Here is a 26,191-nt window from a genome sequence, read left to right on the forward strand (position 1 = left end):
GCATGTTCGCCGTCATCTTCGAAGTCGAACCCGCCGACGGCCAGCGCGCCACCTATCTGGACCTGGCCGCCGCGCTGCGCCCGTCGCTGGCAGCCATCGACGGCTTCATCTCGATCGAGCGTTTCGAAAGCCTCAGCCAACCCGGCAAGCTGCTGTCGCTGTCGTTCTGGCGCGACGAGGCAGCCATCCGGCGCTGGCGCACGCTGGAGGCCCACCGGCAGGCCCAGGCCGCCGGCCGGCAGCATGTCTTTGCCGACTACCGCCTGCGCGTGGCACAGGTGGTGCGCGACTACGGCCTGGCCGAGCGAGCCGGCGCGCCGGACGATTCGCGCCAATGGCATGACGGCGCGGCGCTCGGCGAACCCCGATCCGCGTGCCCGGCGGCGGGTATCATGAGGCCACCACCTCCCGCCGAGCCACCGGATTGAAGCCTGTAGCCACCCCCGCCACCGCCGACGAACCCGCCGCCCTGGTCGCCGATGCGCTGCGCGTCGGCGATCTGTCGGCGGGCGATCTTTGCATCGCGCCCGGCCGCATCCTCGCCCTCTCCGGCCCCTCCGGCTCGGGCAAGAGCCGATTGCTGCGCGCGCTGGCCGATCTCGATCCACATGAAGGCACGGTGGCGCTCGGCGACATGCGCCAGGGCGCGGTGCCCGGCCACCGCTGGCGCCAGGCGGTGATGATGGTGCCGGCCGACAGCCAATGGTGGGCCGACACCGTGGGCGAGCATTTCCCCGACGGTGCGCCCGATGGGCTCGACACGCTCGGCTTCGACACGGCGACGATGGACTGGCAGGTGAGCCGGCTGTCGTCGGGCGAGCGGCAGCGTCTCGCGCTGCTGCGCGCCGTGGCCCACCAGCCGCGCGCCCTGCTGCTCGACGAGCCGACGGCCAATCTCGACGCCGAGGCCACGGCCCGGGTCGAAGCCTGGCTGGGCGATCTGATCGCACGCCATCACTGGCCGGTGCTGTGGGTGGCGCACGACCCCGCGCAGATCCGCCGCGTGGCCGACCAACATCTGCGCATCGCCGGCAAGCGCCTGGAGGACGTGCCATGCAGCTGATCGACCTGGCCTGGTGGCAACTGGCGCTCGGCGCCGCGCTGGTGCTGGCGCTGGCCGGCTGTACGCTGGTGGCGAAGCTGGCCATCGGCCAGACCCTGCTCGTCGCCGCGCTGCGCACGGTGGTGCAGCTGAGCCTGATCGGGCTGGTGCTCGAAGCGCTGTTCTCGGTCGCAGCGCTACCATGGATCGCGCTGATGGCGGGCGTCATGCTGCTGATGGCCGGGCGCGAGGTCATCGCCCGGCAAAAGCGCCGCCTCACCGGCGGCTGGGCCTTCGGCATCGGCACGCTGTCGATGTTCGTCTCGGCCTTCAGCGTCACCGTGCTCACGCTGATCGTGATCATCGGCCCTGAGCCCTGGTACACCCCGCAATACGCCATCCCGCTGCTGGGCATGATGCTCGGCAACACCATGACCGGCATCGCCATCGGCCTCGACCGGCTCACCGATGCGGTGTGGCGCCAGCGCGCCCTCATCGAAAACCGCCTGATGCTCGGCCAGCGCTGGCAGGTGGCGGTCGGCGACGCGCGTCGCGACGCCATGCGCAGCGGCATGATCCCGATCATCAACAGCATGGCGGCGGCCGGCATCGTCAGCCTGCCGGGCATGATGACCGGCCAGATCCTGGCCGGCGCGCCACCGTCGCTGGCGGTGAAATACCAGATTCTGATCATGTTCACGATCACCGTCGGCACCGGTTTCGGCACGCTGGTGGCGGTGCTCGCCGCCAGCCGTCGCCTGTTCGACGAACGCGAGCGGCTGCGGCTGGACCGGCTGGCCAAGCCCGGCCACTGATCTATAGTAGGCATTCATCATCGCGGAGGATCCGCCATGCGTGTCGCGCTCAACACGATGCTCGGCGGCCTGCTCGGCGCCGCCCTGCTGGCCGGCTGCACCAGCACGCCGTCATTCACCTACCACCGCCCCGACCAGCCCGAAGCCGCCTCCGGCTACACCGCCAAGCCGGGCTGGACGCATCACCGCTATGCCGTGGCCGCGGCCAACCCCCTGGCCACCGACGCCGGCGACCAGATCCTCAAGGCCGGCGGCTCGGCCATCGATGCGGCGATTGCGGTGCAGATGGTGCTGACGCTGGTCGAGCCGCAGTCGAGTGGCCTCGGCGGCGGCGCCTTTTTGCTGCACTACGACGGCCGCCAGGTCGAGGCCTTCGACGGCCGCGAAACCGCACCGGCCGCCGCCACCGAAGCGCTGTTTCTCGACCCCGACGGCAAGCCGCTGGCCTTCGATGCCGCCAAGGTGGGCGGTCGCGCGGTGGGCACGCCGGGCACGGTGGCGATGCTCGAAATGGCGCATCGACAGCATGGCAAGCTGCCCTGGGCGACGCTGTTCGAGCCGGCCATCCAACTGGCCGAGCAGGGCTTCAAGGTCAGCGCGCGGCTCAACACCATGCTCGCCAAGGACAAGTACATCGCCGCCGATCCGACCGCGCGTACCTACTTCTTCGACGCCGCCGGCCAGCCCTGGCCGGTCGGCCATGTGCTGAAGAACCCGGCGCTGGCCGCCGTGCTGCGCGGCATCGCCCGCGACGGCGCCAAGGGGCTGCTGACCGGCGAAGTGGCGCAGGCCATCGTCGACAAGGTACGCGCGCATCCGACCAACCCCGGCCTGCTGGCGCTGTCGGACCTGGCCGGCTACCGGCCGAAGATGCGCGCACCGCTGTGCCACGATTACGCGGCGCGCGGGCGCGACTACCGCATCTGCGGCTTCCCCCCGCCCAGCTCGGGTGCCACCACGGTGGGCCAGATCCTCGGCATCCTCGCCGCCACCCGAAGCCCGACCACCACGCTCGAGGCCGGCACGCCCGGCAGCGACGAGATGCTGTCGGTCGACTGGCTGCACCGCTATGTCGAGGCCTCGCGCCTGGCTTTCGCCGACCGCGCGCAATACCTGGCCGACCCGGACTTCGTCACCGCGCCGGGCGGCGACTGGTCGACCCTGCTCGACCCCGCCTACCTCGCCGCCCGCGCCCGCCTGATCGGCGCCATGGCCATGCCGGACGCACCGGCCGGCACACCGGGCCCGCAGAAGACCGCCTACGCGCCAATGCCCGCGCAGCCCGAATACGGCACCAGCCACATCAGCATCGTCGACGCCGCCGGCCGCGCCGTGGCCATGACCACCACCATCGAAGACGCCTTCGGCGCGCGCCAGATGGTCCGGGGCTTTCTGCTCAACAACGAGCTGACCGACTTCAGCTTCGCGCCGCGCGCCGCCGACGGCACGCCGATCGCCAACCGGGTCGAGCCGGGCAAGCGGCCGCGCTCGTCGATGGCGCCCACGCTGGTCTTCGACAAGGCCACGGGCCAACTGGTGATGAGCGCGGGCAGCCCGGGCGGCGCGCTGATCATCCACTACACCGCCAAGACGCTGTATGGCGTGCTCGAGCGCGGGCTGACGCCGCAGCAGGCGATCGATCTGCCCAACTTCGCCTCGATCGGCGGCAAGGTGCCGGTGCTGCTCGAAACCGGGCGCTTCGATGCGGCCACGATGGACGGCCTCAAGGCACGCGGCCATGCGCTCAAGGAGATCGACATGACCAGCGGCCTGCAGGCGATTCAGGTCAAGCGCGAGGGCGGCGCCACGACCCTGCTCGGCGGCGCCGATCCGCGCCGCGAAGGGGTGGTGATGGGCGAGTAGGACGGGCCGTGCCCGCGATGTCAGCTCAGTCGGCCGGCGGCGCGTACAGGGCAAACACCTCCGCCCCGGTCATGTTGCGGGTGTCGTTGGCGAAGCGGTAGTAGGCGGGCTGCTCGTCGATGAAGATCTGCTGGTCGAAGTGCAGCTCGGGCACCGTATCGAAGAGGCCGGCCGGCAGGTGGTACTGGCCATTGCCCTTGAGCCGGTAGAACAGGTGCGTGCCGCAGTGCTTGCAGAAGCCGCGCTGGGCCCAGGGCGAGGAGTCGAACACCGACACGCTGTCCTCGCCCGCGATCGTCACCGCCGTGCCGCACTCGACCGCCAGCAGCGGCCCGCCGCCCCACTTGCGGCACATGCTGCAGTGGCAGGCGCCGACGCTTGCCGAGGGGTGGGCGACGCTCAGGCTCACCGCGCCGCACAGGCAGGCGCCGCTAGCCGGATCGTTGTCAGCCATGGTTCTTCTCCTTGCGCTGGATTGAGGAAAGTCGCATGGCATGGAGTCTATCGCCCCGGCCGGATTCGGCAAACCGGCCGGACGCGCGGCGCCCCTCAGCGCACGCGCAGATAGACCTGGGTCTGGTTGAGCAGTTGGTAGCCGATCTCGCCGAAGGTCACCGGGCCGGTGAGCGGCCCGCTGGGCTTGCCCTCCAGCGCGCCGTAGAGAAAGTTGAGGATGCAGTTGCAGGCGAAGGGCACGGTGTCGGCAGCCGACGGGACGGCATCGGTGGCGCCACTGCCGTCGACCGGCACCGCGACCCGGTAGGTGAGGCCGGGAAACACCGGCGCGTAGAACGCCACCCGCCGGGCCGCCGCATCGATGTCCTTGATGCTGACGTTCACCCATGCGCCGCAATAGTCGGCCACCAGCGGCAGGCGGGTGTCGATGGCCTGGTCGAGCAGGTAGTCGGCCAGATTGGCGGGCGAGCCGTCGATCTGGCAGGCGCCGGCGTCGAAGCCGGTCTGCGCGAAGGTGATGGCCGCCCCCTCGCCCGGGCGGAAAGCGTTGAGGATCTCGATCTGCGCATAGCGCTCGGGCGGCAGTTCGACATCCATGACCACGGCGTGCTCGGCCGAGAACTGCCCGGTCGGCCCGTGCACCACCTGCGGGCGGGCCCGGCCGGCGTCGTCGAGGTGGGTGCCGGCCACCCAGCCGGCCAGCGGCTTGAGGTACATGTCTTCGTAGTTCGGTGCGTTGCGCGCGAAGTCGCTGTGGCAGGTGCTGAAGGCCGGGACGATGAGCAGGCTGTAGCCATGCTCGGGCGCATTGCGGCACAGCTGCGGCAGGCTGGCCGCATCGTAGAAGCGCAGCCGGGGCGGCGCGGCGTAGTCGCTCACCACTTGCACGAACACTTGCTCGCGGCTCACCGTGCCGCCTTCGGCGGCCATGAAATAGGGAATCGTGCCGCCGATCCATTGGCCGGGCGGCAGCTGGCGCAGCGCGGCCTCGTCGCCGGCGATGCTCAGCACCTGTCCGCCGAGGATCCGTTCGGCCGCGGCGGCCACCGACATCAGTCCTGCGTTGGGCGTCATAGGGAATCTCCAGACAGCGTTGCCGGGCGGATCTGCCCGAGCTCATGGGCCAGTTGCGGCGCGTAGCGCTCGAAGTAGTGTTGCAGCTCGCGCGCCTTGAGTTGGCGCACCTCGGGATCGCTGATCAAGGGCATCTGCCCGCGCAGCTTGGTCAGCAGCAGCTTGAGGCTGAGCACGCGGATGTCCAGCTCGATGGCGCCGTCGAGCAGCGAGGCCCATACCGGATGGTCGGCCTCGGGCACGCCGAAGGCTGAGGGCTGGCGATCGGCCATCAGCGTCTCGCGGCCCGACAGGGAGACCTTGCCGTTGTCGAGGTTGTGCTTGAACTTCCACAGATCGGCCACCGGGATGTCGAGCAGCTCGCAGATGCTCTGGAACTTGATGCCGGCCAGAAAGTGGGCGGCGATCAGCCGCGTCATCCCGTGCGTGAAGGTCTGCTCGTCGGCGCCGACCCACGGCAGCGGCGCCTGCATCATGTCGTCGGTGGGCGAGGCATGGATCAGGCAGCGTGCCTGGCCCACGTTGACATGCCGCCACACCTGCTCCGGCGCCTCTGGCGCCGCGGCGGACGTGCCGAAAAACCAGCCGCGTCGCGGCGTGTGCCGCGCCACCCAGACGTCGAGTTGGCGCCGGCCGAGGTCGTTGCGCATGCGGACGATGCGCCAGGGCGGCTCGATCTCGAGGGCTTGGCATAGCAGATCTTCATTGGTGCTCATCCTGTCTCCATGTCGCTTGATGCCGTTCGGATCACGGATGCAGCAAGGATCGTGCAACGGCAAAAACCGCATGGAATGGGAACGCCGGCCATGAAAAGTGCATCGAAACAAGACCGGTGCTGCAAAACGGAGCACCCCCGGCGGACACTCCGCCCGTGGCGGTTGCCGCGGCAGCCGCGCCTTGCGATAAGCTGACGCATCGCCGCCACGGCAACAGGAGAGACGATGGGACCGGACATTCAGGCCTGGCTGGAGAGGCTGCCCGAACGCTTGGCCGCATTGGCCAGCTGGTCGCTGGCCTACGAAGCCGGCGTGCTGGTCCTGACCGCCATCGCCACCTGGCTATTGCAGCGCTTCGTCAAGCAGCCCTTGCGCGCACGCAGCGATCGCTACGGACGGGACGAGCTGCGCCATGTCGCGCTGCGCGCCGTGCAACGCCTGATGTGGCCGGTCACGGCGCTGGCCGGCGTGCTGCTCGGGCGCGGCGTGTTGCGCGCCCTCGGCGAGCCGACCGGCCTGCTCGACATCACCATTCCGCTGTTGCTGTCGCTGGCCACCATTCGCCTGCTGGTCTATGTGCTACGCAAGGGCTTTCGCGCCACGCCGCTGCTCAAGGCCTGGGAGAACATCATCGTCACCGGCATCTGGACCATGGTGGCCCTGCACCTGGTCGGCTGGCTGCCGGCGGTCGAAACCACGCTCGACGAACTGGCTGTCACCATCGGCAGCTCGCGCGTGTCGGTGCTGTCGGCGATCAAGCTGACCGGCCTGATCGCCCTGCTGCTGACCATGGCCTTCTGGATCTCGGGCGTGATCGAGCGACGCATGCGCGCCTCGCCGCACATGACACCTTCGCTGCAGGTGGCCTTCGGCAAATTCAGCAAGTTTTTCCTGATCGCGCTGGCCATCTTCCTGGCCATCGACGCGGTCGGCATCGACCTGACCACCCTCACCGTGTTCGGCGGCGCGCTCGGCGTCGGCATCGGTTTCGGCCTGCAGCGCATCACCAGCAATTTCATCAGCGGTTTCATCCTGGTGCTGGACCGCTCGATCAAACCCGGCGACGTGATCTCGGTCGGCACCAACGACGCCAAGTACGGCTGGGTGCAGGAGCTGCGCGCCCGCTACGTGGTGGTGCGCGACCGCGACGGCGTCGAACGCCTGATCCCGAACGAGAACCTGATCACCTCCGAGGTGGTGAACTGGAGCTATTCCGACCCCAACACGCGGGTGCGCATTCCGGTGCAGATCAGCTATGACGACGATCCCGAGCACGCCCTGGCGCTGTTGATGGAGGCGGCCAAGGCCTCGCCGCGCATCCTCGCCATCCCCGAGCCCGCGGCACGCCTGCTGGCCTTTGCCGACAACGGCATCGAGCTGGAGCTGCGCGTCTGGATCAACGACCCGGAAAACGGTATCGGCAATGTGCGCACCGCGGTGAATCTGGCGATCTGGCGCCTGTTCAAGGCCAACGGCATCACCATCCCCTACCCGCAGCGCGACGTGCACCTCAAGACGCCGCCCGCTCGCCCCGACACGCTGAACGGGTAAGCACAGGGGCGCCCCGGAGACGCCCCTGCCCGGCCCACGAACGACCGGTCAGCCGGCCTTGGCCGCAACCGTGCGACGGCGGGCCGGGGCCCGCGGCGCGCTCACCGACGCCTCGGCGGAGCGGGCCACCGCCACGCTGGCATCCGCGGCCAGTTCGGAGGCCGATTCGGCCGCGTCACCCAGCAGACCGACTGCCTCCACGGCAAACTCGGTGCCACTCGGCATCCAGCGCTGCAAGTCTTCCAGCGACGCATGGGTGGTGCGTTGCATCAGCTGCATCTGGGCTTCGAGCAGTTTGATCCACCGCCCATAGCTCTCGGTCAGCACATGCAGCGACGCTTCGAAGGTCGACACCGCCGCATCGACATCCACCGGCGTCAGCTGCTCGCCCTCGGCCACGGCCTGTGCGCGCTGGCCATGCGTGTCGGTGCTGCCGCGCAGGTGGCGCAGCGACAAATCGGTCAGCCGTTCCAGGGTATCGACCGCCAGCTGGCCGGCGTGATGGAAGTGGTCGAGCGATTCGGCATGGTGCGCACGGATCAGGTGTTGGGCAATCATGAAGCGTCTCCGCTGGAAATGGGGTATCCCGGACCTTAGCCGGCCTGTATTACAAAGCCATGCCAACGGCGCGGCGCCGACATGAACGCAAACATGCCGCCCGGCTTTCGCCGGACGGCATGTTCTGGGTACTACGATCCGGGACGGACCCGGACCCGGCAAACTTACTTGCCGCGGACGGCCTTGGTGGCGGCAGCCACGTTGGCTTCGGCCATCTCGGTCGCCTGCTTGGCGGCCTTGCTCATGGTGTCGTACGCGGTGCTGGCAGCGGCCATCGACGTCTTGGCAGCAGCGAAAAGGGCCTCGGAGCCGGCCGGTGCGGACTTCTCGGCCTGCTCGAGCGCGGTGCTGAAGGCCTTGTTCATGTCGGCGATCTGCGACTCGAAAACCTTGGTCAGATCGTTCTGACCTTCGGTGGCGATTTCATACACGCTGCGTGCATAGGCCACGGCCTTGTCGACCATCGGCTTGGCCAGTTCGGCCTGCAGCTTGACCAGCTCTTGCGGGTCCTTGGCAGCCAGGATGGCCTTGGTGTTGGCGGCGCCGTCTTCCAGCATGGTGCGGCTGGTGTTCAGGTTCAGCGCGGCCAGGCGCTCGGCACGGGAAAAGGCGGTGGTGGCTTGCGACAGCAGGGCCTCAAGACTGGCTTTGCTGACGTCGGCGAGTTGCTCGGGGGTAGCGAATTTGTTCATGGTGATCTTCCTCGATGTGATGATTCAAAAAACCTGCCCGCAAGGTGCCGTCTCGGGCACATGTTATGTTGCGGTGCAGCATGGTTCGAAGTATAGGGGTTTTGTTCGTGATGTCAAGGAATTTTGTGCACTGCACAATTAACGCGCTCTGCTGGCACGGCCAGGGCGCCGCCCGGCAACCGATCGGGCACAGCACCGCGGTTTTCGCTACCCTGCTCGTCAGCAGCCAGCCCTTGCGCTCGCAGCATCTACCATTGTCCAGCCCTGGATGACATCCTAGTGAAAGCGCCACCGCCTGCCGCCTCGACACGCACCGGCGCGGGTGTTTTTAGGTAAGCTGCGCGCCCCCGCACCGACAAAGGACACCGTCTTGGAGCATCAACACTACATCGCACCGGTCCGTCGCTGGCTCGAGACCCTGGTCATCGGCCTCAACCTGTGCCCCTTCGCCAAGCGCGAACTGGCGCACGAGCGGGTGCGCTTCTATGTCTCGGAAGCGACCACCGACGAACAATTGCAGATGGACCTCGAAGCCGAGCTGGCCTTGCTGGCCGAAGACGAGACCATCGAGACCACGCTGCTGATCCACCCGCACGTGCTGCAGGACTTCTTCGACTACAACCAGTTTCTCAACCACGCCGACCGGGTGGTGGCCCAGCTGGGCTATCGCGGCACCTTCCAGATCGCCAGCTTCCACCCCGACTACCAGTTCGGCGGCACCGAGCCGGACGATGTGGAGAACACCACCAACCGCTCGCCCTACCCGCTGCTGCACCTGATCCGCGAAGCGAGCCTGGCGCGGGCCGTCGCCCACTACCCCGACCCGGACCAGATCCCCGAGCGCAACATCGCCCGGGTCGAGGCGCTCGGCGCGGAGAAAATGCAGGCCCTGCTCGACGCCTGCTTCGACCCTCCGTCCAAATAGACGCGGCGCCACGGGAATAGCGGCAATTTTTGCCGCCTTATCCCGCCCTTGCCTTGCCCCGCACCGGGCTACTCTGCCAGCGTGTTCCTGAACCGCCCCGAGGCACCCGATGTTGCGACCCCTGATGTGGATGGTGCTGTCCCTGCCGCTGGCCTGCCAGGCGGCGGACGCCCCCGCCACGCCCACCCCCTCGTCCGCCGCGACAACCGCCGGCAGCGCCTCGCTGGCCGGCAGCCTGGGTCAGATGGCCTTCGGGCTGATCGTCGTCGTGGCCGTGCTGCTGGTGTGCCTGTGGCTGCTCAAACGCCTCGGCGCACCGCGCGGCGGCGCGCGCGGACTCAAGGTGCTCGGCGCCGCGCCGGTCGGCCCGCGCGAGCGGGTGGTGCTGGTCGAAGTGGCCGACACCGTGCTGGTGCTGGGTGTCGCGCCCGGCCGGGTGAGCATGCTGCACAGCGTCGATCCGGACGCGCTCGCCCTCGCCGCAGCCCCAGCCGAGGCCGCCAACGCAACCGGCTTTGCCGCCAAACTCAAGACGCTGATCGAGGCACGCAAACCATGAGCGCGCGCGCCCTCCGCCTTCTCGCCACCCTGGCACTGAGCCTGCTGCCCGGCCTCGCCCTGGCCCAGGCCGTGCCGGCCATCACAGGCACCCCCACGGCCGGTGGCGGCACCACCTACAGCCTCAGCGTGCAGACGCTGGTCCTGCTCACCTCGCTGACCTTCCTGCCGGCGGTGGTGCTGATGATGACCAGCTTCACGCGCATCATCATCGTCTTCTCGCTGCTGCGCCATGCGCTGGGCACGCAGACCTCGCCGCCCAACCAGATCCTGGTCGGCCTGGCGCTGTTCCTCAGCTTTTTCATCATGTCGCCGGTGATCGAGAAGGTGTACACCGACGCCTACCTGCCACTCACCGCCGGCACCATCGAGCTCGACGAAGCGGCCAACCGCGCCGCCGAACCGGTCAAGGACTTCATGCTGCGCCAGGTGCGCGAACCCGATCTGAACCTGTTCTCGCAGATGGCCGACACCCCTAAGGTCGACTCGGCCGCCGATCTGCCGATGAAGGTGCTGGTGCCAGCCTTCGTCACCTCGGAGCTGAAAACCGCCTTCCAGATCGGCTTCGTGGTGTTCATCCCCTTCCTCATCATCGACATGGTGGTCGCCTCGGTGCTGATGTCGATGGGCATGATGATGATGTCGCCGGTGATCGTCTCGCTGCCGTTCAAGATCATGCTCTTCGTGCTGGTCGACGGCTGGACGCTGCTGATCGGCTCGCTCGTGCAGAGCTTCGTGCAATGACCGCCCCCCAAGCCCCCGGAGCACGCTCATGACCCCCGCCACCGTCATCGACATCGGCCGTCAGGCCGTCGAAGTCACCCTGTTGGTGGCTGCGCCGCTGTTCATCGCCGCGCTGGTCACCGGCCTGCTGATCAGCATCTTCCAGGCCGCCACCCAGATCAACGAGATGACGCTCTCCTTCGTGCCCAAGGTGATCGCCATCTTCGTCACGCTGATCCTGGCCGGCCCGTGGATGATCACGCTGCTGACCGACTTCATGATCCGCATGTTCGAGTCGATTCCCACCATCATCGGCTAGCGATGATCGACGTCACCAGCGCCGAGCTCAACGCCTGGATCGCCGGGCTGATGCTGCCGCTCGCGCGCATCCTCGGCATGATCTCCGCCGCCCCGCTGTTCAGCAACGGCGCCGTGCCGGTGCGCATCCGCCTGGCCGTCGGCCTGGTCGCCGCGATGGCCATCGTGCCTGCCCTGCCGCCGCTGCCGGCGATCGACCCCGGCTCCGGCCTGGGGCTCACGATTTTCGTGCAGCAGATCCTGATCGGCGTGGTCATCGGCTTCGTCATGCGCCTGGTGTTCGCCGCGGTCGACGTCGCCGGCGAGCTGATCGGCCTGCAGATGGGCCTGTCCTTCGCCACCTTCTTCGACCCGCAGTCGGGCGGCCAGACCGGCGTGCTCGCCGAGTTCATCGGCCTGCTCGCCTCGCTGTTGTTTCTCGCCCTCAACGGCCATCTGCTGATGATCGACGTGGTGGTGCGCAGCTTCGAATGGCTGCCGATCCGCCCCGAGCCGGTCTTCGCCATCGGCTGGCGCGAAGCGGCCGCCACCGGCGCCCTGCTCTTCGCCGCCGGCCTGCTGCTGGCCCTGCCGCTGGTCGCCGCGCTGCTCATCACCAACATCGCCATGGGCGTGCTGACACGCGCCTCGCCGCAGATCAACCTGTTCGCCGTCGGCTTCCCGATCACCATGACGGCCGGCTTCGTCGTGCTGTTGCTCAGCCTCGATGCCTTCGGCCCGGTCATGACGCATTTCTATGACGAGGGCTTCGAAGCGATCGCGGTGGTGGTGCAAGCCCTGAGCGGAGCGCCCTGAGGCGCGCACGCCTGCGGCTAAGGCCACTCGCCCGTCAGGCGCCACAGGAGTGCGGCCAGACACAACAGGCCGACCGACTCGACCAGGCACTGAACCGGCCCGCTGGCATCGTCCTGGCCCGACAGCCGCTCCCGCGGAAACCGGCCGACAGTGAGCACCCGCAGGGCGCACCACCCGATCGACCATCCCACGGTTTCGATCATGAACTCCCAGCCCAGCCACCACAGCGCCCGCAACACCCCCACCAGGAGCGTTCGGGGCAGCTCAAACACATCGCCAGCATCCATCGGCGCCCACCGTCGAAAAATGGAATCAGCATAGCCGAACCCACCGACCCGCGGCTGGCCATGATGATGGCCCGAATGACATGCTCCTACGGCGTGGCGCAGATCGTCGCTCCAGCCATCACCGGCGCGAGCCGCGCTCAGTCGTCCGCCGCCTCGGGCGCCTCGCCGACATCGGCATCGTCGTCGAGCGCAAAGTCGCCGCGATGAAAGGCCACCAGCACCGCCTTGGCGCGCTCAAGCTGATCCGCCGGCACCAGCACCCGTGCACCGCCGACCGCCACCGCGATCAGCGAATGGGTCTGCACCAGATGGGCGTCGGCCACGATCGCCTCGACACCGGCCGCCTCCAGACAGGCTCGCAGCAGATGCGCTTCGGTCGCGTCGAGGCAGCGCGCCGCCATCAGCCAGTCACCGTCGTCCCTCATCCTCGCCCTCCTGTCGGTTGGTGGACTCGTTCGCCAGCCCGAACAACGGCCGCAAACGGATACCCCACAGGGTGCCCGGAATCGCGCAGACAATCCACAGCCAGCCATGCAGGCTGGTCGAGGCCACGCCCGCGACAAAGGCGCCGATGTTGCAGCCAAAGGCGATGCGCGCGCCGTAGCCCATCAACCCGCCGCCGACCGCCGCCGCCACTACCGTGCGCCAGGGCATCGGCCGGCGGGCGGCATAGCGCCCGGCCAGGGCCGCCGCCAGCATGGCCCCCAGCAGCAAGCCGATGTCCATCACCGAGGTGGTGTCTTCGAACACACTGCCCGCCAGCGCCGCCTGCTGGAAGCCACCCTGCCAGAACGGCGCGGTGGCCGCCTCCCAGCCTGCCGCGCTGGCCAGCTTGGCGCCCCACAGGGTAAAGGCCCAGGTGATGGTCCACGGATGCCCGGCCAGCGCCAGTGTGGCGACATTGAGCAGCGCCAGCAGCACCGCGCCGGCCGCCAGCGGCCACGGCCCCTGCCACACCCGATGGCGCCGCGCCGCGGCCGGCGCCACATCCACCCGCTTGAGCCACCAGGCCACGCCGCCAAGCACCGCCAGTTGCAACACCTCCGCTGGCCACCAGCCCAGCGCATGGCCGAGCGACACCGCCGGCCCGCTCGGCAGACGCTGCCAGTCGCCCATGTGCAGGCTGGCCCAGAACGAACCGGCGATGAAGGCCACCAGGGTGATCGCCATACGCCGGTTGCCGCCGCCAACGGTATACAAGGTGCCCGAGCCGCAACCGCCGCCCAACTGCATGCCGATGCCGAACAGGAAGGCGCCCACCGCCACCTGCACGCCGACCGGTGCCACCGCGCCGCCCACTGCCTGGCCGAACAACGCGCCATCGGCCAGCGCCGGCGCGAACAGCACGCTCGCCAGCGCGATCATGCCCAGCTGCGCACGCACGCCCGCCGTGTCGCGACGCAGGATGGCCACCCGATAGGCCGAGGCAAAGCCGAAGGCGGCATGGAACAGCGTCAGCCCGAGCAGTGCGCCGATGCCGAGCAGCGCCGCCATGCGTGCCGGCAGACCCGCCGCCAGCGCAACCAGGGCGAGCAGCGCGATGGCCGCCACCGGCCACTGCACCCGGGGGCGCTCATGGGGCGACGGCATCGGCCACGATCTGCGCGAACACCGGGTCGAGCTCGCGCGCCATGGCGTCCAGCTCGGCATTGCCATAGGGGGCGAACACGGTGCTCGGTGGCGGATAGCTGATCTGCGCACTGCCGTCTGGCCGCTCGGTCACGTACAGGCGCAGTGGCGCCTCGATGCCAGCCGGCACGCTGGCGGCCAGCATGCGCATCGCGTAGTCGTTGCGAAACACCATCAGCACCGCGTTGCCGGGGATCTTCACCCCGCGCGCCGCCGCGCCATGGCTGGCGCTGGCCTGGGCCACCAGCCCCATCTGGTGCCGGGCTATGGCCGCTTCGAGACGGCTCACCAGGGTGTCGAAATCATGGGCGCTGGCGACGGTGGTCACCGCTGGCGGGGCGGCCGATGCCGCCGTGGCCAGCAGACCGAGGCTGAGGGTCAGCGCCGCAGCGGCCAGCGACAACCGGCGCAGGCCGGCGGAACGAATGAAAAGCTTCATGGACAGGATCTCCGCATCGACGCAACAGGCGCCTCTGCCGGTAGACCGCCGGCCGGGCAAGGGACTTACACCGCCCGGGCGGATCGCTGGCGCACGATGCGCCAGCCAGTATCTACAATGAAAGGCACGGGCCCGGGGCTGGCAGGATGCCGCCCCCGGCGCCCTGCGGGAGACCCACGGACGATGGCCTACACCCAGACGATCGGCAGCACCACCTACCGCTTCGACTCGCTCCGCCAACTCATGGCCCAGGCCACGCCAGCGCGCGCCGGCGATGTGGTGGCCGGTTTGGCCGCCGACACCGACGAGGCGCGCGTCGCCGCGCAGATGGCGCTGGCCGAGGTGCCGCTCAAGCGCTTCCTGACCGAAGCGCTGATCCCCTACGAAGACGACGAGATCACGCGCCTGATCATCGACGGGCACGACGCCGACGCCTTCGCGCCGGTGGCGCACCTGACGGTCGGTGACTTTCGCGACTGGCTGCTGTCCGACCCGGCCGGCGCGGCGGAGCTGGCGGCCCTGGCGCCCGGCCTCACGCCCGAAATGGTGGCCGCCGTGTCGAAAATCATGCGCATCCAGGACCTGATCCTGGTGGCGAAGAAGTGCCGGGTGGTGACCCGCTTTCGCAGCACGCTCGGCCTCGACGGCCGGCTCGCGACGCGCCTGCAGCCCAACCACCCGACCGACGACCCCACCGGCATCGCCGCCAGCGTGCTCGACGGCTTGCTCTACGGCAGCGGCGATGCGGTGATCGGCATCAACCCAGCCAGCGACAACATCAGCGCGGTAATGGCGCTGATGGAGATGCTCGACCGGATCATCGAGCGCTATGCGATCCCCACCCAGTCCTGCGTGCTCACCCATGTGACCACCCACCTGGAGGCGATCCGGCGCGGCGCACCGGTGGACCTGGTGTTCCAGTCGATCGCCGGCACCGAGGCCGCCAACCGCAGCTTCGGCATCGATCTGGCGCTGCTCGACGAGGCCCATGCCGCGGCCCTGGCGCTCGGTCGCGGCACCCTCGGTGACAACCTGATGTACTTCGAAACCGGCCAGGGCAGCGCGCTGTCGGCCAACGCCAACCATGGCGTCGACCAGCAGACCTGCGAAACGCGCGCCTATGCGGTGGCCCGCCGCTACCGGCCGCTGCTGGTCAATACCGTGGTCGGCTTCATCGGGCCGGAATACCTGTTCGACGGGCGGCAGATCATCCGCGCCGGACTGGAGGACCATTTCTGCGGCAAGTTGCTGGGCCTGCCGATGGGTTGCGACGTGTGTTACACCAACCATGCCGAGGCCGACCAGAACGACATGGACGTGTTGCTCACCCTGCTCGGCACCGCCGGGTGCCACTACATCATGGGCATCCCCGGCTCCGACGACATCATGCTCAACTACCAGACAACCTCCTTCCACGACGCCCTCTACCTGCGCCGCGTGCTGGGCCTGCGCCCGGCGCCCGAGTTCGAAACGTGGCTGGCGCGCATGGGCATCTTCGAGGCCGGCCAGCAGGGCAACGGCAATGCCGTGCCGGACGCCTTCCGCCGCGCGCTCGCCCAACTACCCCGGGAGACAGACGCATGAGCCGCAAGACACCTGCCCTCGTCACCGAAGATCCATGGGGCACCCTGCGCCGCTTCACCGATGCGCGCATCGCCCTGGGGCGCAGCGGCGTCAGCCTGCCGACCCACCCGCACCTGGCCTTTCAGCTCGCCCATGCCCAGGCGCGCGACGCGGTGCATCTGCCGCTCGATGTCGACGCCGTGGCGCAAGGCCTCGCCGCACTCGGCTATCCGGCCATCCGCCTGCACAGCGCCGCGCGAGATCGCCGCGAATACCTGCAGCGGCCGGACCTGGGCCGCGTACTGGACGCGGCGTCGGCACAGGCGCTGTCGGCCCGCCGTCCCGATCCGGCGGCCGGCGTCGATCTCGCCATCGTCATCGCCGACGGCCTGTCGGCGACGGCCGTCCATCACCATGCGGTGGCCTTGCTGCACACGCTGATCCCGGCGCTGGCCGACACCGGCTGGTCGCTGGCGCCGATCGCCATCGTCGAGCAGGGCCGGGTCGCCGTCGGCGATCCGGTTGCCGTGGCGCTCGGCGCCCGCATGGTGGCAGTGCTGATCGGCGAGCGCCCCGGCCTGAGCTCGCCCGACAGTCTGGGCGTGTATGTCACCTACGCCCCCCGCAGAGGCAGCACCGACGCCGAGCGCAACTGCATCTCCAACATCCGCACGGCCGGGCTGTCGTATGACGCGGCCACCCACACGCTGATGTACCTGCTGCGCGAGGCGATGCGCCGCCGGATCTCGGGCGTGCGCCTCAAGGACGAGACCGCGACCGCGCAGCGCATCGTGTCGCGCGGCAGTTTTCTGACCGACGACTGAGCACCGCCGCGGGCAGATACGGAGCCCGCGCCGGTCGCGATCTCAGGCGGCCTTCTTCATCTGCTTCTGGTAGAGGAACTCCATCACCGCCGCGCGGTATTCGGCAAAGGCCGGGTCATGCGCCAGCTTGAGCCGCTCGCGCGGTTTGTCGAGTTTGACCTCAAGGATCTCGCCGATGGTCGCCGCCGGGCCGTTGGTCATCATCACCACACGGTCGGAGAGCAACACCGCCTCGTCCACATCGTGGGTCACCATCACCACCGTGGCGCCGGTCTTGCCCATCACGCCCATCAGCTCGTCCTGCAGGCTGGCGCGGGTGAGCGCGTCGAGCGCGCCGAAGGGCTCGTCCATGAGCAGGATCTGCGGCTCCATGGCGAAGGCGCGGGCGATGCCCACGCGCTGCTTCATGCCGCCGGAGATCTCGTTCGGATACTTCTGCAGCGCGTGGTCCATGTGCACCATCTCCAGTGCCGCGCGGGTGCGCGCCTGCAGCTGGGCCTTGCTTTCGGTGGCGCCGAAGACACGCTCGACGGCGAGGTACACGTTCTCGAAGCAGGTCATCCACGGCAGCAGCGAGTGGTTCTGGAAGACCACCGCGCGCTCCGGCCCCGGCCCTCCGATCTCGCGCCCGTTGCACAGGCACATACCCTCGGTGGGCCGGGTCAGCCCGGCGATCAGGTTGAGCAGGGTCGACTTGCCGCAGCCGGAGTGACCGATCAGCGAGACGAACTCGCCGCGGCTGATCTGCAGGTCGATGTCGCGCAGCGCGACGAAGGGGCCGTTGTTGGTGTCGAAGCGCATGCCGACACGTTCGACCTTGACGATGGGTGCGTTCATGATTAACTCCTCAGACCGCGCCGCCGTAGCTGAACCGTTTGGCCAGCCACAACAGGGCGTATTCCAGCGCCAGACCGACCACGCCGATCACCAGGATGGCGACCAGGATGTGTTCGACCGACAGGTTGTTCCACTCGTCCCACACCCAGAAGCCGATGCCGATGCCGCCGGTGAGCATTTCGGCAGCGACGATCACCAGCCAGGCGGTGCCGACCGCCAGGCGCACGCCGGTGAGGATGTGCGGCAGCACCGCGGGGAAGAGGATCTTGGTGACGATCTTCCACTCCGACAGCGCCAGCACCCGCGCCACGTTGAGATAGTCCTGCGGCACGGCGCGCACGCCGGCAGCGGTGTTGATGATCATCGGCCAGATCGAACAGATGAAGATCACCCAGATCGCCGCCATGTCGGCGTCGCGAAACACCAGCAGACCGATCGGCAACCAGGCCAGCGGCGAGACCGGACGCAGCAGGCTGATCACCGGCTCGCTGGCCGAGCGCATGAAGTTGAAGCGCCCGACCAGGAAGCCGGCAGGGATGCCCACCAGCGCCGCCAGGCCGAAGCCGATGCCCACCCGCTGCAGCGAATAGAGCACGTTCCAGCCGATACCCATGTCGTTGGGGCCGTTCTCGTAGAAGGGGTCGGCGAACAGCTCCACCGCCGCATGCCAGGTGGCGAGCGGGCCGGGGAAGCTGTCGACGTTGTCGGCCACCATCCACCACACCGCCACCAGCGCGCCGATGCCCGAGACGGCGGCGATCAGCGTGCGCAGCCAGGGCAACGCGGCCCCCCGGCTACGCACCGGTGGTGCCGGCGGGGTCGCGGTCGGGGTGCTTGCCGGGGTCGCGGTCGGGGTGCTTGCCGGTGTCGCCGCCGAAGCGGCCTTGTCGATTTTCTCCGGCGCCGCGTCGGCGGCGGACAAGGTCAGTGTGCTCATCTGCGTTCTCCTTGTGGGATGGCTGCGCTCAGGCGGCGGCGTTGGCCTTGGCCAGGGCGGCCAGATCCATCTTCATGGCATGGACCTTGAAGCCCTTGAGGTAGTCGATGGGCTTGGCCGGGTCGAACTTCATGCCGTCGAAGAACATGTCGGGGCCCATCTGGATCGGCGCGCTCGCCTTCTCCAGCATCCAGCGCGCGGCGTTGATGCCCTCGGGCTTCATCTCGATGCTCGGCACGGCAATGCCCAGGTCCTTGGCCGCGTCGCGGTAGATGTCGCTGCGATAGACCGTCTCGGCCACTTTCTTGAAGTTGATCGGCGCCTCGATCTGGCCCCAGCGCACCATCTGCGTGAGGAACCACACCGCATGCGACTGCCACGGGAAGGTGGCCGCGTAGCGGTAGAAGACGTTGAAGTCCGGCAGCTGCACCTCTTCGGTCTTGGTGTAGCGCCAGGTGCCGGTCATGGAGTTCTCGACCACGCTCTCGGGCGCATTCACGTAGGACTTCTGCGAGATGATCTTCACCACCTCGCGGCGGTTCTCCAGCTTGTCCATCCACTGCGCCGCTTCGATCATGGCGCGGATCAGCGCCTTGTGCGTGTTGGGATGCTTGTCGGCCCATTCGCGGTTCACGCCGAACACCTTCTCCGGATTGTTGTTCCAGATCTCGTAGTTGGTGATCAGCGAACGGCCGATGCCCATCTCCACCGCGCGCTGGTTCCACGGCTCGCCCACGCAGTAGCCGACAATGTTGCGCGCCTGCAGGTTGGCCACCATCTGCGGCGGCGGAATCACGATCAGGCGCACATCCTTGTCCGGATCGATGCCGGCCGAGGCCATCCAGTAGCGGATCTCGTAGTTGTGCGTCGACACCGGGAAGACCATGGCGAAGGTCATCGGCTCCTTGCCGGCCTTCTTGTCTTCCTCGATCACCTTCTTCAGCGCCACCGCGGTGGTCGGGCGCGCCTTCATGGCCTCGGGGTCGGCCGCCATCATGCGCTCGTAGAGCTCGTTCGACACCGTGATGCCGTTGCCGTTGAGGTCCATCGAGAAGGCGGTGATGGTGTCCTTCTGCGTGGCGCCGACGCCCAGCGTGGCGGCCAGCGGCATGCCGGCCAGCATGTGCGCGCCGTCCAGTTCGCCGAGCGAGACCTTGTCGCGGATGTTGGCCCAGGAGGCCTCCTTCGACACCGTCACGTCCAGCCCGTGTGCCTTGAAGAAGCCCTTCTCCTTGGCCACCACGATCACCGCGCAGTCGGTCAGCGGGATGATGCCCAGCTTGAGCGCGGTCTTCTCCAGCCCTTCCGAGCCACCGGCCCAGGCGCCGCCAAAGGGCAGCAGCGAGCCGAGCGCAGCCGCGCTGCTCATGGCCGCGCTGGCTTTCAGAAAGCCGCGGCGCTTCAGTTCCGGCGTGTTCAATTCGGTCATGGTGTCATCTCCAGGTTCAAAAACGGTCAGGCAATAAAAAACGGTGTCGCATCGAAGGCCGGCACGCCTGTCGCGTACCCGCTGCCGATGGACACCGTTGTCCCAGATCATTCTGTGTGCGAAATCGCCGTTGATTCCGCCTCGTCTCCCCTCTAGCGAGGAGCGTGCCAGTTATTGCATCCGTGTGCGATTCACCGTTTTCGCCCGGGCGGGGCGTGTTCCGCACCATTTCGGGCACTACCGCAGTGCACCATCGGCACCGCTCGCCCCAACTCGGGGCGGCCGCCTACATCAACAGGCTGGCGCCATCGACCACGCCGTGGGCGATGTCCACCAGCTTGCGCCCGCGCTCCATCGCCAGGCGGCGCAGGGCGTGGTAGGCGGCATCCTCGTCCAGCCCGCGCGCCTTCATCAGCAGCCCCTTGGCGCGCTCGATGGTGACCCGCTCCGACAGCCGCCGTGCCGCGTCGTCACGCTCCTGGCGCAGGCTCTGGTGTTCCTCGAACTGCGCCAGCGCGACTTCCACCACGGCGCCGAGCCGCTCGGGCGCCACCGTCTCGGCCACATAGGCCGCCACCCCGGCCCGCAAGGCGCTGCGGATGATCTGCGCGTCGCGCTCGCGCGAGAACAGCAGCACCGGGCGCGGATTGGCGCGGTTGATGGCCGACAGGTGTTCGAGGGTGTCGCGACTGGGCGATTCGGTGTCGATCAGGATCACGTCCGGCGACATCGCCTCGACATGGCGTGGCAGATCCATGGCGTTGGGCAGGACCGCCGACACCAGATAGCCGGCGCGCACGAGACTGAGGCAGATCTCGTCGGCGCGCTCACTGGATTCATCGACAACGAGCACTTTGAGCATGGGCAGACTTCCGGAAGACAAGCGCTGTTGTTCTGCACAATCCGTGCCACCACGATGCCCTCGGGCGGCCAGGCGCTTGACCCGGCCGTGAGCGGCCAAGATACTGGGCCGACAGACAACGGTCGCCGAACGGCGACACCCCAGACCGCCCACCGAGGGAGGCGACAACGCCCATGCACGGTGCGAACGATCCCACACCGGCACCGACGACCACGGTGGCGCGCCGCATCCGCGCCGCCCACCTGGCCATGGGGCTGCGCCAGCCCGAGGGCCGCATGGCCGCCGTGGTGGCGATCACCGGCCTGGCGTGGTCGCTGTTCCAGCTGTGGGTGGCCTCGCCCTTGCCCGAGTGGCTGGGCGTGGGCGTGTTCAACGAGGCGCGCATCCGTTCGATCCATCTGGCCTTCGCCGTCTTTCTGGCGCTGCTCGCCTATCCGGTGCTGCGCCGCCATGCCGACCGGCCGGTGCCTATGGCGGACATTGTGCTGGCCGCGCTGGCGGCGCTGAGCGCGGGCTATCTGGCGCTGTTCTACGAGTCGGTCGGCGCCCACACCGGCGACCCCACCGGCATCGAAGTGGCCTTTGCGGCGGTCGGCGTCGCCCTGCTGCTCGAGAGCACGCGCCGGGTGCTCGGCCTGCCGATGGTGGGGCTGGCGGCGACGCTGCTGGTCTACATCCTCTTCGGCGAACAGATGCCCGATCTGATCGCCCACAAGGGCGCCTCCTTCAGCCATGCCATGGGCCATCTGTGGCTGGGCACCGAGGGGGTGTTCGGCGTGGCGCTGGGGGTGTCCGCCGGGTTCATCTTCCTCTTCGTGGTCTTCGGCGCCCTGCTTGAAACCGCCGGCGCGGGCAGTTACTTCATCCGCAGCGCGGTGGCTCTGCTCGGCCACCTGCGCGGCGGGCCGGCCAAGGCGGCGGTGGTGGCCTCGGCGGCGACGGGGCTGATCTCGGGCTCGTCGATCACCAACGTGGTGACCACCGGCCCGCTCACCATTCCGCTCACCAAGCGTGTCGGCTACCCGGCAGAGAAGGCCGCCGCCATCGAGGTGGCCGCCTCGGTCAATGGCCAGGTGATGCCGCCGGTGATGGGCGCGGCCGCCTTCCTGATGGTCGAATACGTCGGCGTGCCCTATGTGCAGGTGCTCAAGCATGCGCTGATCTCGGCGCTGGTCTCCTACCTCGGCCTGCTCTACATCGTGCACCTGGAAGCGGTGAAGGCCGATCTGCGCGGCCTGCCGCGGCGCCATTCGCCGCGCTGGCAACGCTCGCTGGCGAATGTCTCGCTCGGCGTGCTGGGCTTTGCCGGGGTGCTCGCCACGGTGTCGCTCATCGGCACGGTGGTGCACGCGCTGGTGCCGAAGCTGTCGTTTGCCGTGATGGCCTTGCTGCTGCTCGTCGCCTATCTGGTGCTGTTGCGCCTGAGCGCCCCCTTCGCCAGCACCGACGATTCGGCCGAGCGGCCGATCACCGCCCTGCCCGCCTTCGGGCCGACGGTGCGCTCGGGCCTGTATTTTCTGCTACCGGTCGGCGCACTGGTGTGGAACCTGGTGATCGAGCAGCTCTCGCCCACCCGGGCGGCCTTCTGGGCCACGCTCTTCCTGGCCTTCATCGTGCTCACCCAGCGCCCCTTGCTGGCCTGGTTTCGCGGCGAAGGCGATGTGGTCGCCTCGGCCTGGCGCGGCGCGCAGGATCTGGTCGACGGCCTGGCCACCGGCGCGCGCAACATGGTCACGGTGGCCGTCGCCACGGCCACCGCCGGCATCATCGTCGGCACCGTCACGCTGACCGGCATCGGCCTGGTCATGACCGATCTGGTCACCGCGCTGTCGGGCGGCAACATCCTGCTCATGCTGGTGCTGGTGGCGCTGATCTGCCTGGTGCTCGGCATGGGCCTGCCGACCACCGCCAACTACATCGTGGTGTCGTCGCTGATGGCGCCGGTGATCGTCTCGCTCGGCGCGCAGAACGGCCTGTTGATTCCGCTCATCGCCGCGCACCTGTTCGTCTTCTATTTCGGCCTGATGGCCGACATCGCCCCGCCCATCGGCCTGGCCTCCTACGCCGCCGCCAGCATCGCCGTCGCCAACCCCTTCCGCACCGGCAAGATCGCCTTCCGCTACTCGCTGCGCATGGTGCTGCTGCCCTTCATGTTCGTGTTCAATCCACAGCTGCTGCTGATCGGCGTGGAGGGCGTCGGCCACACCCTCATCACCCTGGCCAGCGCGACACTGGCGGGCTTCGCCTTCATCTCGGTGAACCAGGCCTGGCTGCTGATCAAGAGCACCGGGCGCGAGCGGCTGATGATGCTGCTGGCGGTGTTCATGCTGTTCAACCCGGGCATGTTCATGGACCCGCTCTTCGCGCCCTACGACGCGCTCACCGGCGAGGCCGCCGAGGCGGCCATCGTCGAGGCGCCACCCAACGCCCGCCTGCGGGTCTACCTGAGCGGCACCACGCTGGAAGGCGAGCAGGTCGAGCGCGGCGTGCTGCTGCCGCTCGGCGAGCCGGCCCCCACCGCCACCCGCCGCCTGGCCAATGGCGGTGTCGGCTCGGTGATCAGCGAGGCGGGCTTCACCATCACCCGGGTCGAGTTCGGCAGCCAAGCGGCCAAGCTGGGCATTCAGGCAGGTTTTCGCATCACCGCGGTGGAGGTGCCGAGCGATCGCCCGGCGCAGGAGTGGATGTTCCTGCCCGCGCTGGCGTTGATCGGCGCGGTGGTGCGCCTCCAGCGGCGCCGGCGGGCGGCGCTGGCCGACACGGCGTCGGCTGCGCCTTAAGTGCGCGGCGCGTGACGCGCCAGGAAACGGTCGAGATGGCTGGCAAAGGCCTTGCGGTCGCTCTGGCTGAGCGCCGGCGGCCCGCCGGTGTCGACGCCGCTGGAGCGCAGGGTGTCCATGAAGTCGCGCATGTTGAGCAAGGACCGGATGTTCTCGGCCGAATAGAACTCGCCGCGCGGATTCAGCGCATGGCCGCCTTTTTCGATCACCTCGGCGGCGAGCGGAATGTCGGCGGTGATGACCAGGTCGCCCGCCTCCAGGCGTTTGACGATCTCGTTGTCGGCCACGTCGAAGCCCGAGGCCACCTGCACCATGCGGATGAAGCGCGAGGGCGGCACCCGGATCATCTGGTTGGCCACCAGCGTGGTCAGCACCTTGGCACGGTCCGCCGCCCGGAACAGGATTTCCTTGATCACCACCGGGCAGGCGTCGGCATCGACCCAGATCTGCATCGTCATGCGCCCGCGCGCACGATGCGCAACTGCTCGCCGGCAAAGCTCAGCACATCGCCGGCCACGATCTGCCGGCGCTTGCGGGTTTCGACCTCGCCATTGACCTTGACCCGCCCCTCGGCGACGGCGCTTTTGGCCTCGCCGCCGCTGCCCACCAGGCCTTCGAACTTCAGAATCTTGTAGAGCTCGACCGGCTCCACCGTCACCACCACGTCTCTCATCGTCACGCCCTTTTTGTTGCCAGACCTTGCCGCATCCATCCCATGCCCCTGCGACAGGTCGGCCATGTTCCCCGCTCTGGCGCGGCGAGTAAAGCGAAATGGCCGCAGCCAACCGAGCGATTCAATCGGCCGCCATGGGCCCGGCAAAGGCGCCGGCTTCGCGCACCCGCGCCAGGTCCACCGCCACCGGCAACCGCGATTCGGCACAGGCCAGCGCCCGCCGCGCATGCCATCGGGCCGCGGCCGCCATGGCCACATCGCCGGTGTCGGCCAGCGCGTGCAGCGCCTTCAGCAGGCGCAGGACCACCTCGACCGTATCGGCGCCGTCGCGGCCGATGGCGGTGAAGGCATCGTCGAACATGTCGGCGATGTCGAGCTCGGGCACTGCCACGCGGTCATGGATGGGCCGGGCCGGTTCATCCGCCGGGCACGGCGCACGCCACTGGACGAACAGGCGCACCAGCGTGCCGATCACATCGATGGCGGTGCCCGGGTCGTTCACCCCGGGCGACAGCGCACGGCCGGCAATCTCTGAGAGCACCACCAGGCCGAAGCGCGGATCGTCGTCGAAGAGGCGCTCGTCGCCGATATCGAAGGCCGCGGCCACCTCATCGTGATCGACGCCCTCGGCCGGCCCGGGCACATAGGCCAGCGCCCGCCCGGGGAAGAGAAACGCGCCCGGCAGCGCCACCACCCGCACCCGCCGCCCGGCCTGCTCCGCCCAGGCCTGCAGCCGGTACATGTCGATCTGCTGCACATAGCCCACGCTGGGGGCGAACACCGCCTGCCCGACCGGTGCGCCCTCGGCCGGCACACCGCCCAGGGTCGGCGCCCGCCGTCGTCGCTGCAGGGCCTCGGCGGCAGCCGCCTCGACCTTGTCGATGGTCGACCCCATGCGCCCCAAGCGAGCGATGCGGTCCACCCAGCGCACGAAGGTGAAGATCACCAGCGCAAAAACCAGCGCCGTGAGCACGAAGAGGACGAACAGGCCCGCGGCCTCGAAGCCGTTGTTCTTGACCGCGGTGATCGCCACGATGCTGAAGATGAAGGCGCCGATGAAGGTCGACAGCGCGTTCTGCGACACGTCGTCGGCCACCACCACCCCGAAGGAGCGCGGCGTGGCCGAACTGCTGGCGGCGTTGTAGGCAGCCACCATGGAGCCGACCGAAAAGGTGGCGATCACCAGCATGCTCGACGCCATGATCGACAGCAGTGTCTCGAGCGAGTCCACCGCCGTCCGCGGAAAGAGCCGCGCCAGCGAGGTGTCGTCCGCCAAACTGGCCAGGAACACCGCCGCGATCGACAGCAGCGCCACCCCCAACGGCTTGACCCACAAGCGCTCGCGGAAGCGGTTGAAGACGAATCTGAGCCGCTCTGCCGACATGATGCGGCCCATGTCATCCTCCTCGTTGCGGCCGCCAGCGCCGGCCAGACCACCTCCCCGGCCTCACACCGGTTTGTCCGACACATGGGTGGAAAACACCGTAAAGAGGTGCCCTGCCGGCTCGCGCAGTTCAAAGACTTCGTGATCGATCGCCGGCCGTGCCTCAATCGCCGTCGGCGCCAGCCCTTGCGCGGCAAACGCGCGGTGCGTGGCGTGGAGATCATCGACCATCAGGTCGAACGGCGCCGGCCCCGGCGCGACGGTGTCCTTGCGCATCAGCACCAGATGCGTGCCGCCGCGCAGCTCGAAAATCGACACCTCCGGCCCCTCGAACACCGGCCGCATGCCGATCGCCCGCATGAACCCGGCAGACGCCGCCATCCGGTCGGTGTCGAGATACACATGCCCGACCCACACCGGCGGGCGTTCATCGACATGTTTCATGTCGCCACCTTCATCAA

At 68.6% G+C, this 26,191-nt stretch carries 30 protein-coding genes; 13 read left to right on the top strand and 17 right to left on the bottom strand.

Annotation, left to right across the window (positions count from 1 at the left end; translation table 11 throughout):
* Nucleotides 1–2: 2 nt before the first annotated feature.
* The 4 genes from I8J34_RS00175 to I8J34_RS00190 are packed head-to-tail and all read left to right on the top strand — an operon-like array spanning nucleotide 3 to nucleotide 3,720.
* A complete protein-coding gene (locus I8J34_RS00175; protein WP_214359338.1) occupies nucleotides 3–428 on the top strand; it encodes an antibiotic biosynthesis monooxygenase family protein in 426 nt (141 codons plus the stop codon).
* Complete coding sequence (locus tag I8J34_RS00180) at nucleotides 425–1,063, top strand: ABC transporter ATP-binding protein (protein WP_230411649.1); 639 nt, start codon at nucleotides 425–427, stop codon at nucleotides 1,061–1,063. Before I8J34_RS00175 ends, I8J34_RS00180 begins: the two co-directional genes overlap by 4 nt.
* Entirely contained in the window at nucleotides 1,054–1,857 is an 804-nt protein-coding gene (locus I8J34_RS00185) for an ABC transporter permease (RefSeq protein ID WP_214359339.1), read from the top strand. Before I8J34_RS00180 ends, I8J34_RS00185 begins: the two co-directional genes overlap by 10 nt.
* Before the next feature lie 36 nt (nucleotides 1,858–1,893).
* The gene (locus I8J34_RS00190) at nucleotides 1,894–3,720 is read left to right on the top strand and encodes a gamma-glutamyltransferase family protein (RefSeq protein WP_214359340.1); all 1,827 of its coding nucleotides are present in this window, start codon (nucleotides 1,894–1,896) and stop codon (nucleotides 3,718–3,720) included.
* A 25-nt stretch (nucleotides 3,721–3,745) separates the two neighbouring features.
* Here the strand turns inward: I8J34_RS00190 and I8J34_RS00195 are convergent, their stop codons facing one another.
* The 3 genes from I8J34_RS00195 to I8J34_RS00205 all read right to left on the bottom strand — a co-directional run bounded on the left by I8J34_RS00195 (nucleotide 3,746) and on the right by I8J34_RS00205 (nucleotide 5,966).
* A complete protein-coding gene (locus I8J34_RS00195) occupies nucleotides 3,746–4,174 on the bottom strand; it encodes a GFA family protein (protein ID WP_214359341.1) in 429 nt (142 codons plus the stop codon).
* Nucleotides 4,175–4,269: 95 nt separating this feature from the next.
* Complete coding sequence (locus I8J34_RS00200; protein WP_214359342.1) at nucleotides 4,270–5,250, bottom strand: DUF6976 family protein; 981 nt, start codon at nucleotides 5,248–5,250, stop codon at nucleotides 4,270–4,272.
* Nucleotides 5,247–5,966: a hypothetical protein gene (locus I8J34_RS00205; protein WP_214359343.1), complete on the bottom strand. Its 720-nt coding sequence runs from the start codon at nucleotides 5,964–5,966 to the stop codon at nucleotides 5,247–5,249. Before I8J34_RS00205 ends, I8J34_RS00200 begins: the two co-directional genes overlap by 4 nt.
* 225 nt (nucleotides 5,967–6,191) lie before the next feature.
* Here I8J34_RS00205 and I8J34_RS00210 point away from each other — a divergent pair, with 225 nt between their 5' ends.
* Nucleotides 6,192–7,517: a mechanosensitive ion channel family protein gene (locus I8J34_RS00210; RefSeq protein ID WP_214359344.1), complete on the top strand. Its 1,326-nt coding sequence runs from the start codon at nucleotides 6,192–6,194 to the stop codon at nucleotides 7,515–7,517.
* A gap of 48 nt (nucleotides 7,518–7,565) precedes the next feature.
* Here the strand turns inward: I8J34_RS00210 and I8J34_RS00215 are convergent, their stop codons facing one another.
* Nucleotides 7,566–8,075: a hypothetical protein gene (locus I8J34_RS00215; RefSeq protein WP_214359345.1), complete on the bottom strand. Its 510-nt coding sequence runs from the start codon at nucleotides 8,073–8,075 to the stop codon at nucleotides 7,566–7,568.
* Nucleotides 8,076–8,239: 164 nt separating this feature from the next.
* Complete coding sequence (locus I8J34_RS00220; RefSeq protein WP_214359346.1) at nucleotides 8,240–8,767, bottom strand: phasin family protein; 528 nt, start codon at nucleotides 8,765–8,767, stop codon at nucleotides 8,240–8,242.
* A gap of 370 nt (nucleotides 8,768–9,137) precedes the next feature.
* Here I8J34_RS00220 and I8J34_RS00225 point away from each other — a divergent pair, with 370 nt between their 5' ends.
* The 5 genes from I8J34_RS00225 to fliR all read left to right on the top strand — a co-directional run bounded on the left by I8J34_RS00225 (nucleotide 9,138) and on the right by fliR (nucleotide 12,086).
* Nucleotides 9,138–9,692 carry a DUF1415 domain-containing protein gene (locus tag I8J34_RS00225; protein ID WP_230411650.1) on the top strand — a complete coding sequence of 185 codons (555 nt, stop codon included), beginning with the start codon at nucleotides 9,138–9,140 and terminating at the stop codon, nucleotides 9,690–9,692.
* Between the two features lie 109 nt (nucleotides 9,693–9,801).
* On the top strand, nucleotides 9,802–10,251 hold the full coding sequence (fliO, locus tag I8J34_RS00230; protein WP_230411651.1) for a flagellar biosynthetic protein FliO: 450 nt from the start codon (nucleotides 9,802–9,804) through the stop codon (nucleotides 10,249–10,251).
* Nucleotides 10,248–10,994: a flagellar type III secretion system pore protein FliP gene (gene fliP / locus I8J34_RS00235; protein WP_214359347.1), complete on the top strand. Its 747-nt coding sequence runs from the start codon at nucleotides 10,248–10,250 to the stop codon at nucleotides 10,992–10,994. The genes fliO and fliP overlap by 4 nt, the downstream gene beginning before the upstream one ends.
* 28 nt (nucleotides 10,995–11,022) lie before the next feature.
* The gene (gene fliQ / locus I8J34_RS00240) at nucleotides 11,023–11,292 is read left to right on the top strand and encodes a flagellar biosynthesis protein FliQ (protein ID WP_214359348.1); all 270 of its coding nucleotides are present in this window, start codon (nucleotides 11,023–11,025) and stop codon (nucleotides 11,290–11,292) included.
* A 2-nt stretch (nucleotides 11,293–11,294) separates the two neighbouring features.
* Complete coding sequence (gene fliR, locus I8J34_RS00245) at nucleotides 11,295–12,086, top strand: flagellar biosynthetic protein FliR (RefSeq protein ID WP_214359349.1); 792 nt, start codon at nucleotides 11,295–11,297, stop codon at nucleotides 12,084–12,086.
* A 17-nt stretch (nucleotides 12,087–12,103) separates the two neighbouring features.
* Here the strand turns inward: fliR and I8J34_RS00250 are convergent, their stop codons facing one another.
* The 4 genes from I8J34_RS00250 to I8J34_RS00265 form a co-directional block, all read right to left on the bottom strand.
* Nucleotides 12,104–12,373, bottom strand: coding sequence for a hypothetical protein (locus I8J34_RS00250; protein ID WP_214359350.1), 270 nt, complete (start codon nucleotides 12,371–12,373; stop codon nucleotides 12,104–12,106).
* A gap of 137 nt (nucleotides 12,374–12,510) precedes the next feature.
* A complete protein-coding gene (locus I8J34_RS00255; RefSeq protein WP_214359351.1) occupies nucleotides 12,511–12,798 on the bottom strand; it encodes a putative signal transducing protein in 288 nt (95 codons plus the stop codon).
* Entirely contained in the window at nucleotides 12,782–13,963 is a 1,182-nt protein-coding gene (locus I8J34_RS00260) for a YeeE/YedE family protein (RefSeq protein WP_214359352.1), read from the bottom strand. Before I8J34_RS00260 ends, I8J34_RS00255 begins: the two co-directional genes overlap by 17 nt.
* Nucleotides 13,947–14,441, bottom strand: coding sequence for a DUF302 domain-containing protein (locus tag I8J34_RS00265; RefSeq protein WP_214359353.1), 495 nt, complete (start codon nucleotides 14,439–14,441; stop codon nucleotides 13,947–13,949). Before I8J34_RS00265 ends, I8J34_RS00260 begins: the two co-directional genes overlap by 17 nt.
* Before the next feature lie 183 nt (nucleotides 14,442–14,624).
* Here I8J34_RS00265 and I8J34_RS00270 point away from each other — a divergent pair, with 183 nt between their 5' ends.
* Both I8J34_RS00270 and eutC read left to right on the top strand, forming a co-directional pair.
* Nucleotides 14,625–16,025: an ethanolamine ammonia-lyase subunit EutB gene (locus I8J34_RS00270; protein ID WP_214359354.1), complete on the top strand. Its 1,401-nt coding sequence runs from the start codon at nucleotides 14,625–14,627 to the stop codon at nucleotides 16,023–16,025.
* Nucleotides 16,022–16,828 (top strand): ethanolamine ammonia-lyase subunit EutC, encoded by an 807-nt coding sequence (eutC, locus tag I8J34_RS00275; RefSeq protein WP_214359355.1) that lies wholly within the window; start codon nucleotides 16,022–16,024, stop codon nucleotides 16,826–16,828. Before I8J34_RS00270 ends, eutC begins: the two co-directional genes overlap by 4 nt.
* Nucleotides 16,829–16,870: 42 nt before the next feature.
* Here eutC and I8J34_RS00280 read toward each other — a convergent pair whose 3' ends face one another.
* From I8J34_RS00280 to I8J34_RS00295, 4 genes are all read right to left on the bottom strand, one after another.
* Complete coding sequence (locus I8J34_RS00280; RefSeq protein ID WP_214359356.1) at nucleotides 16,871–17,665, bottom strand: ABC transporter ATP-binding protein; 795 nt, start codon at nucleotides 17,663–17,665, stop codon at nucleotides 16,871–16,873.
* 10 nt (nucleotides 17,666–17,675) lie between these two features.
* On the bottom strand, nucleotides 17,676–18,602 hold the full coding sequence (ntrB, locus tag I8J34_RS00285) for a nitrate ABC transporter permease (protein ID WP_214359357.1): 927 nt from the start codon (nucleotides 18,600–18,602) through the stop codon (nucleotides 17,676–17,678).
* A 28-nt stretch (nucleotides 18,603–18,630) separates the two neighbouring features.
* A complete protein-coding gene (locus tag I8J34_RS00290; RefSeq protein ID WP_214359621.1) occupies nucleotides 18,631–20,031 on the bottom strand; it encodes a CmpA/NrtA family ABC transporter substrate-binding protein in 1,401 nt (466 codons plus the stop codon).
* Nucleotides 20,032–20,317: 286 nt separating this feature from the next.
* Nucleotides 20,318–20,893, bottom strand: a complete 576-nt coding sequence (locus I8J34_RS00295; RefSeq protein WP_214359358.1) for an ANTAR domain-containing response regulator — start codon at nucleotides 20,891–20,893, stop codon at nucleotides 20,318–20,320.
* 173 nt (nucleotides 20,894–21,066) lie between these two features.
* Here I8J34_RS00295 and I8J34_RS00300 point away from each other — a divergent pair, with 173 nt between their 5' ends.
* The gene (locus tag I8J34_RS00300) at nucleotides 21,067–23,673 is read left to right on the top strand and encodes a TRAP transporter permease (RefSeq protein WP_214359359.1); all 2,607 of its coding nucleotides are present in this window, start codon (nucleotides 21,067–21,069) and stop codon (nucleotides 23,671–23,673) included.
* Here I8J34_RS00300 and I8J34_RS00305 read toward each other — a convergent pair.
* From I8J34_RS00305 to I8J34_RS00320, 4 genes are read right to left on the bottom strand one after another with little or no spacing between them, the layout of a single operon-like run.
* A complete protein-coding gene (locus I8J34_RS00305) occupies nucleotides 23,670–24,125 on the bottom strand; it encodes a YaiI/YqxD family protein (RefSeq protein WP_214359622.1) in 456 nt (151 codons plus the stop codon). The two genes, I8J34_RS00300 and I8J34_RS00305, sit on opposite strands and share 4 nt — an antisense overlap.
* 2 nt (nucleotides 24,126–24,127) lie before the next feature.
* Nucleotides 24,128–24,412, bottom strand: a complete 285-nt coding sequence (locus I8J34_RS00310) for an RNA-binding S4 domain-containing protein (protein WP_230411652.1) — start codon at nucleotides 24,410–24,412, stop codon at nucleotides 24,128–24,130.
* Nucleotides 24,413–24,467: 55 nt separating this feature from the next.
* Nucleotides 24,468–25,742, bottom strand: coding sequence for a DUF2254 domain-containing protein (locus I8J34_RS00315; protein ID WP_214359360.1), 1,275 nt, complete (start codon nucleotides 25,740–25,742; stop codon nucleotides 24,468–24,470).
* Nucleotides 25,743–25,793: 51 nt separating this feature from the next.
* On the bottom strand, nucleotides 25,794–26,132 hold the full coding sequence (locus I8J34_RS00320; protein ID WP_214359361.1) for a VOC family protein: 339 nt from the start codon (nucleotides 26,130–26,132) through the stop codon (nucleotides 25,794–25,796).
* Between the last annotated feature and the right edge of the window lie 59 nt (nucleotides 26,133–26,191).

Source organism: Denitromonas iodatirespirans, assembly GCF_018524365.1.
Lineage (GTDB): Bacteria > Pseudomonadota > Gammaproteobacteria > Burkholderiales > Rhodocyclaceae > Nitrogeniibacter > Nitrogeniibacter iodatirespirans.

Bases quoted from the DNA above. Each gene is read 5' to 3' on its own strand.
- I8J34_RS00175 (WP_214359338.1), top strand. From the start codon at position 3: ATGTTCGCCGTCATCTTCGAAGTCGAACCCGCCGACGGCCAGCGCGCC.
- I8J34_RS00185 (WP_214359339.1), top strand. From the start codon at position 1,054: ATGCAGCTGATCGACCTGGCCTGGTGGCAACTGGCGCTCGGCGCCGCG.
- I8J34_RS00190 (WP_214359340.1), top strand. From the start codon at position 1,894: ATGCGTGTCGCGCTCAACACGATGCTCGGCGGCCTGCTCGGCGCCGCC.
- I8J34_RS00195 (WP_214359341.1), bottom strand. From the start codon at position 4,174: ATGGCTGACAACGATCCGGCTAGCGGCGCCTGCCTGTGCGGCGCGGTG.
- I8J34_RS00200 (WP_214359342.1), bottom strand. From the start codon at position 5,250: ATGACGCCCAACGCAGGACTGATGTCGGTGGCCGCCGCGGCCGAACGG.
- I8J34_RS00205 (WP_214359343.1), bottom strand. From the start codon at position 5,966: ATGAGCACCAATGAAGATCTGCTATGCCAAGCCCTCGAGATCGAGCCG.
- I8J34_RS00210 (WP_214359344.1), top strand. From the start codon at position 6,192: ATGGGACCGGACATTCAGGCCTGGCTGGAGAGGCTGCCCGAACGCTTG.
- I8J34_RS00215 (WP_214359345.1), bottom strand. From the start codon at position 8,075: ATGATTGCCCAACACCTGATCCGTGCGCACCATGCCGAATCGCTCGAC.
- I8J34_RS00220 (WP_214359346.1), bottom strand. From the start codon at position 8,767: ATGAACAAATTCGCTACCCCCGAGCAACTCGCCGACGTCAGCAAAGCC.
- fliO (WP_230411651.1), top strand. From the start codon at position 9,802: ATGTTGCGACCCCTGATGTGGATGGTGCTGTCCCTGCCGCTGGCCTGC.
- fliP (WP_214359347.1), top strand. From the start codon at position 10,248: ATGAGCGCGCGCGCCCTCCGCCTTCTCGCCACCCTGGCACTGAGCCTG.
- fliQ (WP_214359348.1), top strand. From the start codon at position 11,023: ATGACCCCCGCCACCGTCATCGACATCGGCCGTCAGGCCGTCGAAGTC.
- fliR (WP_214359349.1), top strand. From the start codon at position 11,295: ATGATCGACGTCACCAGCGCCGAGCTCAACGCCTGGATCGCCGGGCTG.
- I8J34_RS00250 (WP_214359350.1), bottom strand. From the start codon at position 12,373: ATGGATGCTGGCGATGTGTTTGAGCTGCCCCGAACGCTCCTGGTGGGG.
- I8J34_RS00255 (WP_214359351.1), bottom strand. From the start codon at position 12,798: ATGAGGGACGACGGTGACTGGCTGATGGCGGCGCGCTGCCTCGACGCG.
- I8J34_RS00260 (WP_214359352.1), bottom strand. From the start codon at position 13,963: ATGCCGTCGCCCCATGAGCGCCCCCGGGTGCAGTGGCCGGTGGCGGCC.
- I8J34_RS00265 (WP_214359353.1), bottom strand. From the start codon at position 14,441: ATGAAGCTTTTCATTCGTTCCGCCGGCCTGCGCCGGTTGTCGCTGGCC.
- I8J34_RS00270 (WP_214359354.1), top strand. From the start codon at position 14,625: ATGGCCTACACCCAGACGATCGGCAGCACCACCTACCGCTTCGACTCG.
- eutC (WP_214359355.1), top strand. From the start codon at position 16,022: ATGAGCCGCAAGACACCTGCCCTCGTCACCGAAGATCCATGGGGCACC.
- I8J34_RS00280 (WP_214359356.1), bottom strand. From the start codon at position 17,665: ATGAACGCACCCATCGTCAAGGTCGAACGTGTCGGCATGCGCTTCGAC.
- ntrB (WP_214359357.1), bottom strand. From the start codon at position 18,602: ATGAGCACACTGACCTTGTCCGCCGCCGACGCGGCGCCGGAGAAAATC.
- I8J34_RS00290 (WP_214359621.1), bottom strand. From the start codon at position 20,031: ATGACCGAATTGAACACGCCGGAACTGAAGCGCCGCGGCTTTCTGAAA.
- I8J34_RS00295 (WP_214359358.1), bottom strand. From the start codon at position 20,893: ATGCTCAAAGTGCTCGTTGTCGATGAATCCAGTGAGCGCGCCGACGAG.
- I8J34_RS00300 (WP_214359359.1), top strand. From the start codon at position 21,067: ATGCACGGTGCGAACGATCCCACACCGGCACCGACGACCACGGTGGCG.
- I8J34_RS00305 (WP_214359622.1), bottom strand. From the start codon at position 24,125: ATGCAGATCTGGGTCGATGCCGACGCCTGCCCGGTGGTGATCAAGGAA.
- I8J34_RS00310 (WP_230411652.1), bottom strand. From the start codon at position 24,412: ATGGCCGACCTGTCGCAGGGGCATGGGATGGATGCGGCAAGGTCTGGC.
- I8J34_RS00315 (WP_214359360.1), bottom strand. From the start codon at position 25,742: ATGGGCCGCATCATGTCGGCAGAGCGGCTCAGATTCGTCTTCAACCGC.